Annotated in this window: 21 protein-coding genes; 19 read left to right on the top strand and 2 right to left on the bottom strand. The window is 42.3% G+C overall.

Annotated features, from left to right (window positions below; translation table 11 throughout):
• Window positions 1-8: 8 nt before the first annotated feature.
• The 3 genes from rho to rpmE all read left to right on the top strand — a co-directional run bounded on the left by rho (window position 9) and on the right by rpmE (window position 2,727).
• Window positions 9-1,280 (top strand): transcription termination factor Rho, encoded by a 1,272-nt coding sequence (rho, locus tag BUB71_RS10605; RefSeq protein WP_073154852.1) that lies wholly within the window; start codon window positions 9-11, stop codon window positions 1,278-1,280.
• 132 nt (window positions 1,281-1,412) lie between these two features.
• A complete protein-coding gene (locus BUB71_RS10600) occupies window positions 1,413-2,444 on the top strand; it encodes a M23 family metallopeptidase (RefSeq protein ID WP_084731423.1) in 1,032 nt (343 codons plus the stop codon).
• Window positions 2,445-2,523: 79 nt separating this feature from the next.
• Window positions 2,524-2,727, top strand: a complete 204-nt coding sequence (gene rpmE / locus BUB71_RS10595) for a 50S ribosomal protein L31 (protein WP_073154813.1) — start codon at window positions 2,524-2,526, stop codon at window positions 2,725-2,727.
• A 645-nt stretch (window positions 2,728-3,372) separates the two neighbouring features.
• Here rpmE and BUB71_RS10590 read toward each other — a convergent pair.
• The gene (locus BUB71_RS10590) at window positions 3,373-4,962 is read right to left on the bottom strand and encodes a hypothetical protein (protein WP_073154812.1); all 1,590 of its coding nucleotides are present in this window, start codon (window positions 4,960-4,962) and stop codon (window positions 3,373-3,375) included.
• Between the two features lie 350 nt (window positions 4,963-5,312).
• Window positions 5,313-6,368, bottom strand: a complete 1,056-nt coding sequence (locus BUB71_RS10585; protein WP_073154811.1) for a CPBP family intramembrane glutamic endopeptidase — start codon at window positions 6,366-6,368, stop codon at window positions 5,313-5,315.
• 154 nt (window positions 6,369-6,522) lie between these two features.
• On the opposite strand from BUB71_RS10585, the gene prfA reads away from it, so the two are divergent.
• The 16 genes from prfA to atpE all read left to right on the top strand — a co-directional run bounded on the left by prfA (window position 6,523) and on the right by atpE (window position 18,020).
• Window positions 6,523-7,590, top strand: a complete 1,068-nt coding sequence (prfA, locus tag BUB71_RS10580; protein WP_073154810.1) for a peptide chain release factor 1 — start codon at window positions 6,523-6,525, stop codon at window positions 7,588-7,590.
• Between the two features lie 14 nt (window positions 7,591-7,604).
• Window positions 7,605-8,489 (top strand): peptide chain release factor N(5)-glutamine methyltransferase, encoded by an 885-nt coding sequence (gene prmC / locus BUB71_RS10575; protein WP_073154809.1) that lies wholly within the window; start codon window positions 7,605-7,607, stop codon window positions 8,487-8,489.
• An 82-nt stretch (window positions 8,490-8,571) separates the two neighbouring features.
• Window positions 8,572-9,222: a stage II sporulation protein R gene (spoIIR, locus tag BUB71_RS10570; protein WP_073154808.1), complete on the top strand. Its 651-nt coding sequence runs from the start codon at window positions 8,572-8,574 to the stop codon at window positions 9,220-9,222.
• A 50-nt stretch (window positions 9,223-9,272) separates the two neighbouring features.
• Complete coding sequence (locus BUB71_RS10565; RefSeq protein ID WP_073154807.1) at window positions 9,273-9,713, top strand: GNAT family N-acetyltransferase; 441 nt, start codon at window positions 9,273-9,275, stop codon at window positions 9,711-9,713.
• Window positions 9,714-9,720: 7 nt separating this feature from the next.
• On the top strand, window positions 9,721-10,794 hold the full coding sequence (locus tag BUB71_RS10560; protein ID WP_073154806.1) for an L-threonylcarbamoyladenylate synthase: 1,074 nt from the start codon (window positions 9,721-9,723) through the stop codon (window positions 10,792-10,794).
• A gap of 98 nt (window positions 10,795-10,892) precedes the next feature.
• Window positions 10,893-11,429 (top strand): manganese efflux pump MntP, encoded by a 537-nt coding sequence (locus BUB71_RS10555; protein ID WP_073154805.1) that lies wholly within the window; start codon window positions 10,893-10,895, stop codon window positions 11,427-11,429.
• Window positions 11,423-12,145: a ZIP family metal transporter gene (locus tag BUB71_RS10550; protein WP_073154804.1), complete on the top strand. Its 723-nt coding sequence runs from the start codon at window positions 11,423-11,425 to the stop codon at window positions 12,143-12,145. The genes BUB71_RS10555 and BUB71_RS10550 overlap by 7 nt, the downstream gene beginning before the upstream one ends.
• A gap of 64 nt (window positions 12,146-12,209) precedes the next feature.
• Window positions 12,210-12,863 (top strand): low molecular weight protein arginine phosphatase, encoded by a 654-nt coding sequence (locus tag BUB71_RS10545; protein WP_073154803.1) that lies wholly within the window; start codon window positions 12,210-12,212, stop codon window positions 12,861-12,863.
• A gap of 30 nt (window positions 12,864-12,893) precedes the next feature.
• Window positions 12,894-13,331 carry a ribose 5-phosphate isomerase B gene (gene rpiB, locus BUB71_RS10540; RefSeq protein ID WP_073154802.1) on the top strand — a complete coding sequence of 146 codons (438 nt, stop codon included), beginning with the start codon at window positions 12,894-12,896 and terminating at the stop codon, window positions 13,329-13,331.
• Window positions 13,332-13,339: 8 nt separating this feature from the next.
• The gene (locus tag BUB71_RS10535; protein ID WP_073154801.1) at window positions 13,340-13,876 is read left to right on the top strand and encodes a TIGR01440 family protein; all 537 of its coding nucleotides are present in this window, start codon (window positions 13,340-13,342) and stop codon (window positions 13,874-13,876) included.
• A gap of 70 nt (window positions 13,877-13,946) precedes the next feature.
• A complete protein-coding gene (locus BUB71_RS10530) occupies window positions 13,947-15,194 on the top strand; it encodes a serine hydroxymethyltransferase (protein WP_139279060.1) in 1,248 nt (415 codons plus the stop codon).
• 238 nt (window positions 15,195-15,432) lie between these two features.
• Window positions 15,433-16,062: a uracil phosphoribosyltransferase gene (gene upp, locus BUB71_RS10525; RefSeq protein ID WP_073154799.1), complete on the top strand. Its 630-nt coding sequence runs from the start codon at window positions 15,433-15,435 to the stop codon at window positions 16,060-16,062.
• Window positions 16,063-16,238: 176 nt separating this feature from the next.
• Entirely contained in the window at window positions 16,239-16,460 is a 222-nt protein-coding gene (locus BUB71_RS10520) for an AtpZ/AtpI family protein (RefSeq protein WP_073154798.1), read from the top strand.
• 122 nt (window positions 16,461-16,582) lie between these two features.
• On the top strand, window positions 16,583-17,002 hold the full coding sequence (locus BUB71_RS10515; protein WP_073154797.1) for an ATP synthase subunit I: 420 nt from the start codon (window positions 16,583-16,585) through the stop codon (window positions 17,000-17,002).
• 11 nt (window positions 17,003-17,013) lie between these two features.
• Window positions 17,014-17,784 carry a F0F1 ATP synthase subunit A gene (gene atpB, locus BUB71_RS10510; protein WP_073154851.1) on the top strand — a complete coding sequence of 257 codons (771 nt, stop codon included), beginning with the start codon at window positions 17,014-17,016 and terminating at the stop codon, window positions 17,782-17,784.
• A 14-nt stretch (window positions 17,785-17,798) separates the two neighbouring features.
• On the top strand, window positions 17,799-18,020 hold the full coding sequence (gene atpE, locus BUB71_RS10505; RefSeq protein ID WP_073154796.1) for a F0F1 ATP synthase subunit C: 222 nt from the start codon (window positions 17,799-17,801) through the stop codon (window positions 18,018-18,020).
• The last annotated feature ends 58 nt before the right edge of the window (window positions 18,021-18,078 follow it).

The raw sequence follows: 18,078 nt of genomic DNA, 5'->3' as shown, positions 1-18,078 counted from the left end.
GGTTTTTGGTGGATTTTACGTTAAGCGATTTGGAGAATCGCAAGTTGACAGAATTATATAAGCTAGCAAAAGAGTACCAAGTGGCTTATTACAGTCAATTGAAAAAACGAGAACTGATTTTTGCAATTTTAAAAGCAAAAGCTGAACATGATGGATTACTATTCATGGAAGGTGTACTTGATGTTTTATCCGAAGGCTATGGCTTCCTAAGACCGATTAATTTTCTTCCTTCGGCTGAGGATATTTATATTTCTGCTTCTCAAATTCGTCGTTTTGATCTGCGTTCAGGTGATCTCGTTTCTGGCAAAGTAAGACCTCCTAAAGAGAACGAGCGCTATTTTGGTTTATTACACGTGGAGGCGGTCAATGGAGAAGATCCAAGTGCAGCAGCTGAACGATTGCACTTTCCCGCTTTAACTCCTCTCTATCCCCAAAAACGTTTGATTTTAGAGACATCACCTGACAAAATCTCAACTCGGATTATCGATTTGATTGCCCCTATTGGACTTGGGCAAAGAGGTATGATTGTCGCCCAGCCAAAAGCTGGGAAAACGATGTTTCTAAAGGAAATTGCGAACAGTATTTCTGAGAATTATCCTGAGATCGAACTATTTGTCTTGTTGATTGATGAGCGTCCCGAAGAAGTAACCGATATGCAACGATCAGTAAAAGGTGAAGTAGTGAGTTCTACTTTTGATGAATTGCCTGAAAATCATATCAAAGTCGCGGAGTTGGTCTTAGAGCGTGCGCAACGTTTGGTTGAACATAAACGTGATGTAGTGATTTTACTTGATGGGATTACGCGTTTAACCCGGGCATATAATCTTGTCATTCCGCCAAGTGGTCGCACCCTTTCAGGTGGAATTGACCCAGCTGCTTTCCATCGTCCTAAGCGGTTTTTTGGCGCCGCACGGAATATTGAAGAAGGTGGGAGCTTAACCATTCTAGCTACGGCGTTGATTGATACAGGATCACGCATGGATGATGTCATCTATGAAGAATTTAAAGGAACAGGCAATCTAGAGCTTCATTTGGACCGCCGTTTAGCGGAGAAGCGCCTCTTCCCTGCGATTGACATTAGGCGTTCCAGTACAAGGCGTGAGGAATTGCTGATAGAAAAAGAAGATTTGGAAAAGCTATGGCTACTCCGTAAAGCCATGATTGAGAATAATGAGTATACGGATAGTTTAGTGCGTCGATTGAAACATACAAAAACAAATCAAGAGTTTCTGGATTCGTTGGAATCACCCGCACCCCGTAAGGCTACAAGTGTGATCTAAGAGAATGTAGGTCTATGATCATCTATCGATGCATAGGGATGAAAATATAAGTCGTATTCTAGAACAGTATACTTAAAGCTTTACATCAAAAGAATACGATAGGCTTCATAATATTTTCTGCTGTGAGGTGCTATGATGTCACGGAAAAAGGTGTTATTAGCTTCATCCCTAACTCTTTGTTCGGCTTCAACTGCCGCATTAACGATGGGAACGGGAAGACATCCTGCTGTATATGCTGATGATGTAGGAAAAACGCCTTCTGTGCCAGAGCAACAGACGGTCTCACAAAATACAAACCAGTATTTATCTTCTTTTTCGGCTGTGGCACTTGGAAATGTGGTAGCGAAGATGAATGTTGAGAGTCAACCACTCCAGTACCAAGTGAAGAAAGGAGATTGTCTTTATCGGATTGGACTTTATCATGGAGTTTCCTATCAAGACATCGCCGCATATAATCAGCTAGCCGACCCGAATCGGATTTATATTGGGCAAACATTAAAGATTCCATTGCAAACCCAATGGATTCGTAGTGAGGCGAAAGATACGCTACATACGATTGCTCAAAAACACCAGACGAACGTAGAACTTCTACAGCAGTTAAATCCCGAAATTAGCGAGATTGATCGACCATTGGAGGGTCGATGGGTTCTCACAGTAAAACGCATTGAGATGGTTCAGCCTACGCAATCTGCTTGGCAGAAAAAAGCTTCAGCTCGGTCAAAGTCTGTAAAGAAAAAGAAGCGGGTCGTCTTAGCTAGTTATCCAAATCCAGCGAAAGAGATTCGGTCGGATCGGGATTTCCTATGGCCAGTTCATGGACGGATCACAAGTAAGTTTGGTTGGCGACATGGTCGCGCACATAAAGGAATTGATATATGGAGTTCTGCTTGTAACCGAGCTTTGATTCATGCTGCTCGAAGCGGGGTAGTATCGCGAGCAGGATATGCCAGTGGATATGGGAATTTAGTGGTCATCGATCATGGAAATGGTTGGGAAACTTATTACGCCCATTTAAGTCAAATTCGTGTGAGCAAAGGTCAACATTTAGATGCATTTGATATTGTTGGGAATATGGGGCAAACAGGAAATGCGACGGGATATCATCTTCACTTTGAAGTCCGAAAAGATGGGCAGGCAATCAATCCGTTAGCAGTACTAGATTGATTAAATACCTCATCTCATGCTATAATGCACTTTGATTCGTTCTGGTGCGAATAGAGCATGAGATAGTGAGGTGAAGATGATGAAGACAGCAATTCATCCTGAATTTAAGATGCGGACGATCACCTGTGCGTGTGGCAATACCTTTGAAGCAGGTTCTACTGCAAAAGATGACCTGCGTGTAGATATCTGCTCTGCCTGCCATCCCTTCTATACTGGGAAACAGAAATTGGTCAATGCGGGTGGACGGGTTGATCGATTTAAGAAAAAATATAACCTTAAATAAGCAGTATAACCGAGACCCCAGTGAAAACTGGGGTCTTAGTTTGTAGATAGAGTATGGTGCATGTTCATCGATCAGACTAAGTTTATGGCACTTTATAAAAATTATTAACAGAGAACACAATACTGTCTACAATTTGATGATCCCCTGACTGATGAATTACAAAAGATCTTGCATGAAGGTCAGTCAGCAGGAGTGTTATGTGAGTTCGATGTTCGTGTGATGGCAAGTGCAATCCAAGGTGCGATAGAAGAGTATGGATTCAATAGAAATTTGAACAATAAGCTGGATCTAGACTTATAAAATGCGGAACTTGTAAGACTATTTGACCGTGCAGTCGCGGCGCCTTGAACCACGATCACGAGCAGATTGTGTGACTTTGTCTACAAGCTACGGCTATGAAGCGAAGAATAGGCAGTAGTTACTGTTTGCACACGCCGTGCACAAGTTTCGCTAAGCAGCGAACGCTGCAAGTCTCACTATGACGCAGTAGCCGAGGTTGATACCCGCCCTGAGCAAGTTAGTCGCTGCGCTTTGAAGACATCAACGCATCCTGAAATGAAGGCGAAGCGTGAAATATTGACGGAACCTTACTTTGTCTACAAATCAAAAGAGCCCAGCTTTTCACTGGACTCTTAGCGTTGATTGTTATTTGGTATCTTCAGGGGTACAGGTTTTTGCGATTTGACCATTTTTACCGGTATAAACGTATGAATCAGAGACATAGCCTTTTTTCCCTTTATGATCACCATCAAGAACTTCGACATAGTCCCAGAGCTTGGTAGTGCCAAAGCGTCCACTTACTTCATCACCATCTGGAACTTGACATTTTACCGTTACGGGAGTACCTGATTTTAGTGTGACCCAAGGATTGAATTTAGCTGACTCATCAATTTTAGGCTCTTTTCTGAGGTCAAAGCCAGCGTCGGTCGATGTTTGAACATATTGACCACTTTTGCTTGTATCTGGGTTTGCATTGGGATTAGGATTATCTCCCGGTGTTGGTTGTTGTTCAGGCTGTGGTGATAATTGTTGTGGATCAGTCTTAGGTGCAGATGCTGGGGCAGGTGCAGCGTCGGCTTCGATTACTTGATATTTGATCCGGTGATCTCCACCATTCACTGTCTCTCCACTAAATTTTAATTGATAAGTAGCGCCTGGCTCTGTATCAAAGGAGAAGGTTTGCGTTGTAAAACGTCCTGTAGGGACGATTTGTTGCTTGCCTTTCTCTTCATTCCCTTTTATCAAGATGACATCGAGTGGTTTTTTACCATCTGGTTCATGTTGATAATCATAGGTTATGGTTACGTTTGCCTTTGGCTTGGTAGCTGTCCAATTTTTCGAATTACCTGTAGGGTCAAAGGTGATATCATCTTGGACAATGGGACCAACATTGTCTTCTACTTCAGCAACTGTATATTTGATCTGATGTTTTTTATCTTCATTTTTATCAGTATCACCACTCCCATCAAATTTTAGGGAGTAAGTAACCCCTTTTACAAAGAGGTTCTTATCAAAATAGATATCTGCGCTCTTTTCTTTAGAGGTGGTTGGCAGATCTTTGTTTCTTGCTACTTCCTTCCCATCCTTTAAGAGAATGATATCTACACTGTGATTCTTATCAGGATTATTGGTAATATCATAGGTATAAGTGATTTTTACCTTTTTACCTGTAGAAACCCAATTGCGTGATGTTTTTTTATCATCTAGGAATTTAACTGTTTCTTCTGTCTTTTTGGTTTCAGGTGCAGATTGCCCATTTTGGTTGATGCTATAGCGTACTTTAAATCCTTTGTCTCCATTAGGGCCATCAAATTTTAGTCGGTACAATTTGTCATCAAAGATTTCTTTGGTAAAAGCAGGTTTTTCATCATTACCACCGTCGATGGTTGCTAATTTGTCGATACCATGGCAATCCATTTGAATCTTGCCGCCAGAATCTTTCCAATCATCCCCTTCTTTCCGTTGCAGATAAACACCAACGCCGATTTCTCCCTTTCCGCCGTCAATCGCTTCACTACAATAAAGCTGGAAGGCAACATTTTGATCAGTACCGTGCCATTCCTGTGAATATCCTTCGTCTTTAAAAGGTGTTGCTGCTGCCATCATAGGGAAATTAATTCCCTTAGTAGGGTTTGGATCGGCTGAGACATGATTGAAGCCGCTTAAACCAAATGGAGCCAGTGCCAAAGTTAAACTAGTAAGTCCAACTGTTAAATAACGCTTAAACTGGGTCAATAGATAACCCCCTCCTAGATGAATCACAAAGATGAATTTATTTGCATGTATACAATTTTATTAGAAAATATTCATATAGTCAAAGATTATACATATTTAAATTAAATATATATATCGTGAAAGTTCTTTAATTCTAATCGATTTATAAAGAATTTTGGAAATATAGGGAGGAGATTTGCAAATAGTCGTTTTTCAAGCACGATAAAGCCGCGTCTACGTTGCGCAGACAAGTTGAATTTGCTGTTTGTTACAAAGCACAGCGCATATTGAACAACGCTTTCAGGTAGACGCGGCAATTTTCTTTCATGAGTGCAGGTTCGCCCTAAGGAATTTAGATGGAGATGCTTGTATTAAGAATGATTGAAAGCGAGAATTCCTAATATGATATTGTAGGTTGCATGCACGACCATCGTAAAAGTTGTACTGTACCGCATTCGTAGCCAGCCTAACGCAATCCCTAAGATGAGGACAATGAGTGAAGAGAGGCTAAAACCATAATTAGCATGGACAGCAGCAAAGAGCAGACTGGAGAGGATGATCCCAAATCGCGGTGTAAGTGCGCCACGAAAAATGGTTTCTTCCCCCAAAGCGGCAGCCACGCCCAATGTGAAAATCCCGAACCATGAGCTAAAAAGAGGTCCAATCAACTTATCAGTATATGATTCTACCTCTGGGTCCACGCCGACTTGAAAGTGAGTGGAAAACAAGTCGACCAATTGTCCAAGTACAACGAAGAGTACCGCAATACCCATTGCTAAAAATACATGTTTCAGCGAGATCCGAGTAATGCCTAAACGTTGAAAAGTTTCTTTACTGTTGCGCGATGTTAGCCAACCTACTCCAATCATCCCAAATATGAAAAATAGAATGTCCTGAGACCAGATGCTAACGAGTGTTTCAGCTAGGCTTGCGCTTCCCGTCCCTTCATTCAAAGAACTCAGTCCAATTAGGTAGGTAATGATGAGCTGGAAGGGAATAAGTACAGCAATGGCAAGAGAAACGGTATGTATACGGTTTTTGGGGTCGATCGGAATCAAGCGAGCGATAAAACGCCTAAAGAGGGGAATAAAGAATAACATTCCCAGTAGTGCTGATAACCAAGTGAACAGAGCAATCAGATGTAAACTGCTAACATGAACTTGATTCGGCTTTATACCGATCAATTCCGCAATCATGGTTAGATCGGAGATAGAGAGCAGAAAAGCGACCAAATGGATCGCAAACCCCAACAGGAGGCAACAGAAATAGATAGCAAAGGTGATCCAGTATAGAAATGAAGAGGCATAACGAGCAATCTTCGATTTTTTTCCTTCTTGTATCAGAAAATGGAATAGAAAATAATAGGCAATGAAGAGACCAAAGCTCACAATATTACCGATTAGAATATCATATATGTTAGGGTTCATTAGACGAATCGCTCCTTTACTCATTTTTAGTGGTGGGATGAGGATCTCTCTTTCTTAACTCTAACATAGTATCATGAAGGATATATGGAGTTTTGAAAAAGAATGACCTATGATACAATAGCTTTTATGAGTGAATTGATCGAGGTGAATCAAAGTGTTGGATCGTTTAGAGGCTATCCATCAAAGATATGAGGAATTAACCCGTTTTTTAAGTGATCCTGAAGTGATCAGCGATCCAAATAGACTTCGCGATTATGCGAAAGAGCAATCGAGTATAGAGGAACAAAATCAAGCCTATCTTGAGTATCGAGAAGTAATGGATCAGTTACAGGAAGCACGGGAAATGCTTGATGAAAAACTTGATGATGAAATGAAACAACTTGTTAAATCAGAGATTAGCGAACTGACCAGCCGACAAACTGAGCTTGAAGAGCGGATTAAAATCTTATTATTACCCAAAGATCCAAATGATGAAAAGAACGTCATTGTCGAGATTCGTGGTGCGGCTGGGGGAGAAGAAGCAGCGCTCTTTGCCTCTGATCTCTATCGAATGTATTCGCGGTATGCAGAACGTCAGGGTTGGAAAGTGGAAGTGTTAGAGACCAATGAAACAGGTTTAGGCGGCTTAAAAGAGATGGTCTTCTCTATACAGGGTAAAGGCGCTTATAGCCGTCTCAAATATGAGAGTGGAGCTCATCGTGTACAACGTGTGCCCACCACCGAATCAGGCGGACGCATTCATACCTCTACCGCGACTGTAGCAGTGCTACCTGAAGCAGAAGATGTTGAAATTGAAGTTCATGATAAAGATATACGGATCGACACGTTCTGTTCAAGTGGGCCAGGTGGTCAAAGCGTTAATACGACGAAGTCAGCGGTACGAATTACACATCTGCCAACAGGTATTGTTGTCTCTTGTCAGGACGAAAAATCTCAAATTAAAAATAGAGAGAAGGCTATGCGCGTATTGCGTGCTCGTCTATATGATCTCAAACAACAGGAAGAACATGCAAAATTAGCAGATGAACGTAAATCCCAAGTAGGGACTGGGGATCGAAGCGAGCGGATTCGAACTTATAACTTCCCACAAAGTCGTGTAACTGACCATCGTATTGGATTAACATTGCATAAGTTAGATTATGTCTTAGATGGAGATCTGGATGAGGTGATCTCCCAATTAATTATTTATCAACAGGCAGAGTTACTCGGTCAGTTGGGATAGAGAGGATGTAAGAAATGACAACACTTCGTGAAGCCTTCCAGGAGGCTTCTTCTTTTTTGGAGAAATGTCAGATTGATGATCCTGCATTTGAAGCGGAATGGTTAATAACAGCTTTGCTCGATTGTACTCGGACACAACTTTTTTTATCCTGGGAGCATCAGCTTTCTACCGAGCAGATTCAACAATTGCATGGTTGGCTTCATCGTCGATGTAAGCAGGAGCCATTGCAATACATTGTCGGGAAACAGTCATTTTATGGACGAGATTTTATTGTCAATCCTGCTGTGTTGATACCCAGACCAGAGACAGAGGGATTAGTCGAGCGCGTGATTCAATTGATCTCAGACAATTTTGCGAGTGATGAATCGCTCTATTTGGTTGATGTAGGTACAGGTAGTGGTGCGATTGCAATCACCTGTGCTTTAGAATTGCCTCAGTTGCAAGTGATTGCCATAGATCGCTCATCCGCTGCGCTGGAAGTGGCAAAGCAGAATACACGAAAGTATGGTTTGGAAGAGAGAATCTCTTTTTATAACGGTGATTTGCTATCTCCTCTTGAGTCAATCAATGTCCAGGCACAGATTATTGTCAGTAACCCTCCCTATATTGATCAAACAGCTTATCAGGGATTAGAAAAGCAAGTAAAAGGGTTTGAACCGCGATTAGCGTTAGATGGCGGTGAAGATGGACTCACCATTTATCGGAGATTGGCGACACAAATTGCGCACTTGCCTCAGCCTCCTCGCCACGTTGTTTTGGAGATTGGTTATGATCAAGGAAAAACAGTACCAGAACTTTTCCGCTTTCTGGCAATAAATGGCTGCATCCAGGTAGAGCCTGATCTAGCTGGACATGACCGAGTCGTCTGGTTCTCCATGGCAAGAGATGATTTAGTCTGAAAATTCTATCGTTAACTGTTTAAGATCCTTTCGCTTTGTCCATACTCTTGAATAAGAGAGAAAAGCGGAAGGATGAAGCCACATGAAACGTCGAATTTATATAATATTGACCGTTATTTGTTTATTGATTGCAACTGGATATATGATTGATCCGATGTCGATCACAGAAAATGCGAGTTTGGATCAGCCTGCTATTCCAGCTCAAGCTATTCGCCTGCGAATCTTGGCAAATAGTAATACTGTTCAAGATCAGTGGCTGAAAAGAAAAGTACGTGATCAGATTGTATCAGAAATGAAACAATGGGCTCAGCAACCAAAAACACGTGCTGAAGCTCGACAGCTCATTCGTAAGCGGCTGCCGCAATTACAAGAAATAGCAATCGAGACGATCAGACGATATGGTTTCAGTTATCCTGTTCATTTGCAGTTTGGAAGAGTCCCCTTTCCAACAAAATTATATGGAGAACAGGTTTATCCTGCTGGCTTTTATGAAGCTCTGTTGATTCGTATCGGTCGCGGAGAAGGAGATAATTGGTGGTGTGTCCTCTTTCCACCGCTCTGTTTTGTTGAAATGCAAAATGGTGATGCGGTTCAAGCTCATTCGTCGGCATCATTAGTTGATAATCAGGCTTACGCAGAAGAAGCGAAACGAGTAGAGCAAGAGCAACCACCACAAGTACGGTTTTTATTGTTGGATAAATATAGAGAATGGATGCAAAATCTGCAAAAGTGATAATCTTCTATCCCTTTTCATAGAGTTAATAGAAAAGGGAGGGCGGATGGATGATTATCGTTCGTCGCGCAGTTGCGACTGATATGAAAACAATTGAACAATTATTAACTGAAGCATCACTTCCAGCAGTGGAAACGGGTAATGGAAGGCAACACTTTTTTGTAGTCGAAGAACCTGAACAAAGACTTGTAGTTGGAACAATTGGAATGGAAATCTATGAGAAATGTGGTTTGTTACGCTCGTTTGTTATGGATCGACAATTATGGAATGCGGAGATTGGTATCCAATGTATTGAAATTTTGATTCAGTATGCGAGACAATTAGAACTAGCAAGCATTTATCTGGTTACACAGGCAGCAGAAGGTTTTTTTCAGCAATTGGGTTTTGCTCCTATATCAGTAGATAAATTGCCAATTGAGATACAGGAAAGTACGCCTGTTCAAAAGATGGAGCAAAGCAGTTCGGTCATGGTCTACTGGATTCAACATTAAGAAGAGGATGAATCGATTGAAACAGCAGGAAGCAACTTATGTAGACTTACGGCAAATTCCTACAGAACAACTATTGTCAAGCCCAGCAGTTAAAGCAGCAGCTGAGGCTCTTCGAGATGGAGAACGTGTTGTCTTTCCAACAGAAACGGTTTATGGACTTGGAGCTGATGCACGATCGGAGGATGCAGTGCGTGCGATCTATATCGCAAAAGGTCGCCCAAGTGATAATCCGCTCATTGTTCATTTTGCAGCTCAAGAGCAGGTAGAGCGTATGTTTCGACATCTTTCATCACCAGCTAGACAATTGATGAATCGATTTTGGCCAGGCCCTTTGACCTTGATCTTACCAAATGAAGGTCATTTTGCTTCGTCCGTTACGGCAGGTCTACCCACAGTAGCAGTGCGTGTGCCTCGGCATCCGGTGGCAACAGCACTCTTGCAAACGGCTGGCATTCCGATTGCGGCACCAAGTGCAAACCGTTCAGGTCGTCCTAGCCCGACACTGGCAGAGCATGCATGGCGGGATTTATCAGATCGCGTTTCATATATCTTAGATGGTGGGGCAACTAATATGGGCTTAGAGTCAACAGTTCTTGATCTCAGTCTCGAAAAACCGACCATTTTACGACCTGGTAGCATCACCTATGAAATGCTTGTCCAGCAGCTAGGGGAAGTAGATCAGGTGATGCTAGATTCACCTACGCCTGATACCCCTCGAGCACCTGGTATGAAATATCGTCACTATGCGCCTAAAGCCGATCTCTGGTTGATAATGGGAGATGAAGAAAAAACTCGTTTACAGATTCAAGAACAAGTATCAAAGGAGATGGCAAAAGGGAAACGAGTGGGCATTTTAACTACAGAAGAATATAAAGATCAATATCAAGCAACGATGGTAGTGGCGTGCGGCTTTCGAAAGCATCCACAAAGTGTTGCACAGCACCTCTATCAGTCATTACATCAATTTGACCAAGCAGAAATAGAGCTCATTTATAGTGAAACATTCCCCTTAAAAGATTCTTTTGTAGCGGTGATGAATCGACTTGTCAAAGCCGCTGGTGGAAAGATAATAGAAGTTTAGTGAACAGAACCCGACACTCGAATCAGTTCGTGTGTCGGGTTCTGTTTATCTATTTTCTGCATACGATTTTTTGAGGATTGTACAAAGGGGGAGCATGTATGCCTGAATTAGGCCAACTATTAACGGTATCAATGCTAGCAGTTGCTTTAGCAATGGATGCATTTTCACTTGGATTGGCTTTGGGGACAAGGCAGCTCACCTTGCGGAGAATGCTGTTTGTTTGTCTACTTGTGGGAGCATTTCATGTAGTGATGCCTTTTCTCGGTATGTTGATCGGCAGTGTCCTCAGCCATGCTATGAAAGGGATTGCTACTCTTGTAGGAGGAGGTGTTTTGTGTTTTTTAGGGGCAAAGATGATCTGGCAGGAGCCTGATGAAACCATTCAACTTCATACTTTGGGACAGATGATTTTGTTGACGATCACAGTCAGCTTAGATTCGCTTTCCGCTGGATTAAGTCTAGGGCTATTTGCTACTGATCAAGGACTGGCATTATTGCTATTTGGTCTATCCAGTGCATTGTTAACTGCGATGGGTATCAGCATTGGCAGATTAGCAGGTTTTTGGTTAGGTCACTATGGTGAAACATTTGGAGGCATTTTATTAATTGTATTGGGGATGAAATTTATATGGTGAATCAAGCTATCTTTTATAGTTTTTTAGCTGGACTTTGCACCATGATTGGACCAATCCTCTCTTTATTAGTACCATTGAGTCGACAGGCAATTTCTTTCGCTTTTGGGGTTTCTTCGGGAATCATGCTCCTTGTATCCTATGCCACCCTGTTACCAACAGCTGTTCAATATGGGGATTTTTATCATGTTGGAATCGGTATGGGACTTGCTGTTTTAACTATGATCCTTTTTCGGCAATTGCCATTTGGTCATTTTCATGCAATATCCCCTGAATCTGCTTATCAACGATTGGGGATTTATTTAATTATGGCAATCATAGTCCATAATATACCTGAAGGAATTGCCATTGGTGTTGGTTTTGAAAGTGAACATCATGCTGGAATGCTGCTGGTTCTAGCTTTAGCGATTCATAATATACCCGAAGGGATGGCAATGTCCCTGCCTCTCTTAAAAGAGGGGTATCGACCTTTGCAGATTATTAGTTTGAGCTTGTTATGTGGTATGGCATTGCCGCTTGGCACTTGGATGGGGATAAACTGGTTAAGCAATAATATTGATATTACCGCGACTAGCCTTGTTTTTGCAGCAACTGTTATGATCTGGATCGTTGTCTGTGAAGTTTTTCCACATGCATTTTACCTTGGAAGAAAATTTTCCGTTTATGGTTTGCTTGCTGGGGGGATTTTTATGTATATTGTGCATCAATTCCACAGATAGACAAAAATACCCTAAAATAATAGAAGATGGGTAATGTAGATAGTCTGAACCGGGAGTGAAAGAAATGAAAAAAATATTATTTGTCTGCACTGGAAATACTTGCCGAAGCCCAATGGCAGAAGCCTTATTGCGTCAGATCGCACATGAAGAAGGGTTGGAGATCGAGACTCGATCAGCTGGAATTGCCGCTTTAGATGGTGGTACAATCTCTTCTCATGCAATCTCTGTTTTACAGGAAAAAGGAATTAAGTATACAGGACAGTCGCAAATGATTGATTTAGATATTTTGCACTGGGCGGATTTGGTCATTACGATGACAACAAATCATAAACAAATTTTATTTCAATTTGCTCCTGAGAAGATTGAACAAATGATCACATTAAAAGAATTAGCATACCATCATTCTGATGCCGCTTCTATCGAGCAGAAATTGGACAAAATCTATCAACAGGTTGAAGAAAAACGCCTAGCGATACAGAGTGAATTTCAAATTGAATCCGAGGAAAAATGGCCCGAAGAAGCAGAGGAACGTTGGAAAAAAGAGCTGTCTCCTTTACTTGAGGAAGAGAAACAGTTGCGAAAAAAATTGGATCAGGTTAACCTAAACGCAGACATACAAGACCCATTTGGCGGTTCTTTGGAGGAATACCGTGCCTGTAGAGATGAGATTGAAGCAGAATTGCGTCAGTGGATCTCGCAGTTGAAAAATGAGAAATGATCATAGACTACGTGAAAGGAGGATATGTAGATGAAAATCATCTTGGGTTCGGATCATGGCGGGGTTCGTTTAAAAGCGGATCTTATTGGATTATTAAAAGAACTAGACATAGAGGTAACAGATGTAGGATGTGATTGCAGTGACTCTGTCGATTATCCAGATTATGCACAGCCAGTAGCCCAGCGCGTAGCGAATGGTGAGTTTGATCGGGGAATTTTAGTTTGTGGGACAGGCATAGGCATGTCGATTGCGGCCAATAAAGTGAAAGGCATTCGTTGTGCTGTGGTGAGCGATGAATTTTCTGCAAGAATGAGCCGTGAACACAATAATGCAAATATCCTTGCTCTGGGTGAACGGGTGATTGGACCAGATTTGGCAAAATCAATTGTGCGTGTCTGGCTGGAAACAGAATTTGCAGGGGATCGTCATCAACGCCGTATTGAGAAATTGCATGCCCTGGAAGGGTGAATGATGAGATGGATCAACTTTCAGCACAATTGGTTACAGCATTATATGAGTTAAACGATGCTCATCCCATAAGACCGACGGATGTAGTGGTATTTGGAGTGAGTACGAGTGAAATCGCTGGGAAACGAATTGGGACAGAGGGTTCAGAGGAGATTGCAGAAGCACTTTTTCAAGGAATTCAGCAAGCACGTGCGGAGATTGGCTTTCAACCTGTCTTTCAATGCTGTGAACATTTGAATCGAGCCTGTGTGGTAGAACGAAAAACAGCCGAACGAAAGGGTTGGGATGAAGTGAGTGTGATTCCGGTTCGCTCTGCTGGAGGAGCAATGGCGAGTTATGCATTTGCCCATCTGGATCAGGCGATTTGCGTTGAAACCATTCAAGCGGATGCAGGAGTCGACATTGGCGACACTTGGGTAGGGATGCATATGAGACCAGTCGCCGTCCCTGTCCGCCCTCGCTTGCTACGAATTGGCGAAGCGCATATTACAATGGCTTATTCACGACCCAAGCTCATTGGGGGTTTACGGGCTCGATACGAATAAATTAGGCATATGAAAGAATTATTTCATTCATCTTGATCGATTAATGCAAAGTGAAAAGGGGACGTTACGTTTGGAACATTTACGCAAACAAGATCCACAAGTGATTGAGGCGATGGGGCAGGAACTGTCCAGACAACGGGATAATATCGAGTTAATTGCTTCTGAGAACTTTGTTAGTGAAGCAGTCATCGAAGCAATGGGTAGTGTCTTAACAAATAAATATGCAGAAGGGTATCCAGGACGCCGTTACTATGGTGGTTGTGAATATGTTGACATTGTAGAAAATCTTGCGATTGAGAGAGCCAAAAAACTCTTTGGGGCAGAACATGCCAATGTCCAGCCTCATTCGGGCGCTCAAGCCAATATGGGTGTTTATTTTAGCGCTTTAGAGCCAGGAGATACCGTGCTGGGGATGAATCTTGCTCAAGGTGGACATCTGACACATGGAAGCCCTGTTAATTTTTCTGGTCAGCTTTATCAATTTGTAGCATATGGTGTAGACGATGAGACACATCGAATCGATTATGATGAGGTACATCGGCTCGCCAAAGAGCATCAACCAAAGTTAATTGTAGCAGGTGCGAGTGCATATCCGCGTGTGATCGATTTTGCGCGATTCCGTGAGATTGCAGATGATGTAGGTGCGCTACTCATGGTTGACATGGCTCATATTGCAGGACTGGTAGCGACTGGACATCATCCTAATCCAGTTCCTTATGCAGATTATGTGACGACAACTATTCATAAAACCTTGCGCGGACCTCGCTCCGGAATGATCCTTTGTAAAGAAAAGTATGCAAAGGCAATCGATAAAGCGATCTTTCCAGGGATTCAAGGTGGGCCTTTGATGCATGTGATTGCTGCAAAAGCGGTTGCACTAGGTGAGGCACTAGAGCCAGCTTTTAAAGAGTACTCGGAGCAAATTATTAAAAATAGTACCCGTTTAGCAGAAACATTGCAAAGTGAAGGTTTCAAGCTGATCTCAGGTGGAACGGATAATCACTTAATTCTGATTGATGTACGCAACCTAGGTCTAACAGGTAAACGAGCAGAAGAGATATTGGATGAAGTAGCCATCACCACAAATAAAAATGCCATTCCAAACGATCCTGAAAGCCCGTTTGTGACAAGTGGTATTCGGATTGGTACGGCAGCGGTAACTACTCGCGGAATGAATGAAGAAGCGATGAAAGAAATCGCGAAGATCATGGCACTTGCATTGAAAAATCCTGATGATGAGCAGATCAAACAAGAAGCGCGTGATCGAGTAGCAAAAGTAACAGAACAATTCCCGCTCTACAGGGGTATGAAGTTATAGGAAAACCGGGTGGACAATGACGTCCACCCGGTTCACTTATTCAGCGAAAATTGCGAATCACGCTCAGAAGATCGTGAGATCGAGCGAATGTTACTTCGGAAATGCTTTTTATAAAAAGGTCGCCAATCGCGGAAAATCATAATATGATAGAACAGGAGTGTTTCAAGGTTATGAAATATACATAATAGGATGTATTGATCATTTTCTGGCTACAATGAACGTAGAAGGAGAGTAAAGGATGGAGAGCGTACAGACATTAGATCATCCATTGATCCAACATAAGTTAACATTATTACGCGATCGTACGACAGGTACGAAGGAATTTCGAATGTTGGTTGAAGAGGTTTCTATGTTAATGGCATATGAGATTACACGTCTAATGCCATTGCGGGAGGTAGAGATTGAAACGCCTATTACGAAAACGAAAGGGTACCTGATTGCTGGGAAAAAAATGAGTTTAGTTCCAATCTTACGAGCGGGCTTGGGGATGGTTGATGGTATGTTATCCATTCTCCCTGCGGCAAAAGTAGGGCATATCGGCCTCTATCGTGATCCGAAAACATTAAAACCTGTGGAGTACTATTCTAAAATGCCACAAGATCTTCCTGAGAGAGAAGTGATCGTGCTCGATCCGATGTTGGCTACAGGTGGTTCAGTTTGTCAAGCGATACATATGTTAAAGGGGTGGGGAGCTGAGCAAATCAAATTTGTTTGCTTACTAGCTGCACCAGAGGGGTTAGAGCGTCTGCATAAAGAACATCCAGAGATTATGGTTTATACAGCAGCAATTGATGAAAGACTAAATGAAAAAAGTTATATTGTTCCGGGGTTAGGTGATGCAGGAGATCGGCTATTTGGTACGAAATAAAAAGCAAAGTCTGAGCAATATGTAGGTAAATGTGACGATTTGTTCATATACCATTTGTGCGAAAGCGTTGACAATGCATCTATGCCTTCGTTACTATAAGCAGTGGAATGGTCTGCTCTTTCCTCAAATATCCCTATACATCCTACTCCTTACACTCTGATGGATGGGGGATGCAGATGAATAAAAAACAAGAGAGCCCGTGGCAGGTGCTTGCAGTACTCAGTAGTGTCAGCTTACAGTTTATTGTGTTAGTAATCGGTGGGGGTTGGATTGGGCGCAAGCTTGATGCATACCTACACAGTCAGCCCATCGGTCTTTTGCTAGGGGTTTTGTTAGGTCTCGTGTTTGCTTTTGTCAGTGCGATTTACACATTTCGTGTTTTACTGAAGAAAAGTTAACCCTGATCAGATAAACCTAATCATGAATCGGTTTTACCCGCTATGAGGTTGGGGTGATATGATGTTATTTATTGGGCTTTATTCAAATAAAAATAGGATGATCAGGTGGGTGACTCGACTAGATGAGTCTTTCATCGATTAATCCTCAGACCAACCCCTTTACTGCCATTCGACGTTGGGTCATCATCTTTACCACTGGACTCCTCGCTCTCTGCCTTATCTTATGGTTTCTCTTCCCTATTCAGCCGTTTATTGCTGGTGTGATGCTAGGTCTTTCAATCAGCCTGTATAATATCCTCTATCTCACCCGTAGAATTCGCTTGAAATGTGAACAAAGCATTTTATCGTCGATCCGCTTGCCAGGAAGTGGTATGTTTCATCGGTATCTTATGGTAACGCTGGCGATTATTATCGCGATACTCTATCGTGATTGGATCGATGTGCGTGCGGTTGTGCTAGGGTTACCCATTTGCTATATACTTGTCGTTTTACTGGAGTTGATTGCAGTTTTGCGTCAAGGAGTTCGTTCCAGAAAGGGGTGAATTTGCTCGAGATGGAAAAAACGCCTAAAATTGGCTTTGAGTTAGGCGGTGTGCCAATCGATTTTGATCTCACCGTCGTCATTACAACCACTGTTACTTGTCTCCTCGTCTTCTTAATCGTTGTCTTAGCAGCACGAAAACTAACAATGGTTCCTTCCGGTATGCAGAATCTTGTGGAGATGGTAATCGATTTTACCAAAGGCATTGTCCGCTCAAATCTAGACCTCAAGACAAGTTCTCGATTCTATGGGTTTGCATTTACTCTTTTTCTCTTTTTACTGATTGCCAATCAGCTCGGTCTAGTCTTTAATCTTGTGACTGAACACCAACAGCCCATTCCCTTCCTAGGCATTGAAGCAAGTAATCATGCTGAGGTAGCGGGGAAAGAAGCAAGTAAATATGCTTGGTGGAAATCACCAACAGCTAATCTAAATGTTGTCTTCGCTATGGCGATTGCAATTACGCTGATGGCGCATTTTATTGGGATCAAACGCTCTCCAAAAAACTATCTCGCACATTATTTTCAACCGTATCCTTGGATGGTGATATTGCATCTGATTGATGAAGTTGCAAAACCAGTTACACATGGTATGCGGCTATGGGCCAATATTTTTGCCGGAGAAGTTTTGATTGTAATCATGCTACAAGCCAGTCCGCTGATGACAGGTTTACCGCTGATTCTATGGATTGGATACTCGCTGTTTGTAGGTGTTGTACAGGCGTATGTATTTACGACACTCGCATTTGTTTATCTATCACAAAAAATTACGACTGATCATTAAGGAGGAAATAAAAGATGAGTTTAGATGTTCTTGCTGGTGCATTGATGATCGCATTTGCTGCAATTGGTGGTGGTATTGGTAACGGTTTGGTAATCAGCCGTTTTGTAGAAGGTGTTGCACGTCAACCTGAAGCACGGAGTACACTTTTTGTTCAAGCTATTTTAGGTGTAGCGTTGGTAGAGGTTGTTCCGATTATCGCAGTTGCTTTCGGTATCATGAAAGTTTTGGGAGTCTAAGAAGAGAATAGGGCGGGGTGGGAAGTCCACTATGTTTTCCCCGTCCGATGGGCGTTTG

Source organism: Seinonella peptonophila, assembly GCF_900129355.1.
GTDB classification, from domain to species: Bacteria; Bacillota; Bacilli; order Thermoactinomycetales; family Thermoactinomycetaceae; genus Seinonella; species Seinonella peptonophila.
This window is presented reverse-complemented; position numbering and strand designations above follow the sequence as displayed.

Excerpts from the sequence above, each read along its gene's own strand:
- rpiB (WP_073154802.1), top strand. The coding sequence starts at position 12,894 with ATGAAAATCATCTTGGGTTCGGATCATGGCGGGGTTCGTTTAAAAGCG.
- BUB71_RS10585 (WP_073154811.1), bottom strand. The coding sequence starts at position 6,368 with ATGAACCCTAACATATATGATATTCTAATCGGTAATATTGTGAGCTTT.
- atpE (WP_073154796.1), top strand. The coding sequence starts at position 17,799 with ATGAGTTTAGATGTTCTTGCTGGTGCATTGATGATCGCATTTGCTGCA.
- upp (WP_073154799.1), top strand. The coding sequence starts at position 15,433 with ATGGAGAGCGTACAGACATTAGATCATCCATTGATCCAACATAAGTTA.
- BUB71_RS10565 (WP_073154807.1), top strand. The coding sequence starts at position 9,273 with ATGATTATCGTTCGTCGCGCAGTTGCGACTGATATGAAAACAATTGAA.
- spoIIR (WP_073154808.1), top strand. The coding sequence starts at position 8,572 with ATGAAACGTCGAATTTATATAATATTGACCGTTATTTGTTTATTGATT.
- BUB71_RS10550 (WP_073154804.1), top strand. The coding sequence starts at position 11,423 with ATGGTGAATCAAGCTATCTTTTATAGTTTTTTAGCTGGACTTTGCACC.
- BUB71_RS10535 (WP_073154801.1), top strand. The coding sequence starts at position 13,340 with ATGGATCAACTTTCAGCACAATTGGTTACAGCATTATATGAGTTAAAC.
- rpmE (WP_073154813.1), top strand. The coding sequence starts at position 2,524 with ATGAAGACAGCAATTCATCCTGAATTTAAGATGCGGACGATCACCTGT.
- BUB71_RS10515 (WP_073154797.1), top strand. The coding sequence starts at position 16,583 with ATGAGTCTTTCATCGATTAATCCTCAGACCAACCCCTTTACTGCCATT.
- BUB71_RS10560 (WP_073154806.1), top strand. The coding sequence starts at position 9,721 with ATGAATCGATTGAAACAGCAGGAAGCAACTTATGTAGACTTACGGCAA.
- BUB71_RS10600 (WP_084731423.1), top strand. The coding sequence starts at position 1,413 with ATGATGTCACGGAAAAAGGTGTTATTAGCTTCATCCCTAACTCTTTGT.
- atpB (WP_073154851.1), top strand. The coding sequence starts at position 17,014 with ATGGAAAAAACGCCTAAAATTGGCTTTGAGTTAGGCGGTGTGCCAATC.
- BUB71_RS10545 (WP_073154803.1), top strand. The coding sequence starts at position 12,210 with ATGAAAAAAATATTATTTGTCTGCACTGGAAATACTTGCCGAAGCCCA.
- BUB71_RS10520 (WP_073154798.1), top strand. The coding sequence starts at position 16,239 with ATGAATAAAAAACAAGAGAGCCCGTGGCAGGTGCTTGCAGTACTCAGT.
- prmC (WP_073154809.1), top strand. The coding sequence starts at position 7,605 with ATGACAACACTTCGTGAAGCCTTCCAGGAGGCTTCTTCTTTTTTGGAG.
- BUB71_RS10555 (WP_073154805.1), top strand. The coding sequence starts at position 10,893 with ATGCCTGAATTAGGCCAACTATTAACGGTATCAATGCTAGCAGTTGCT.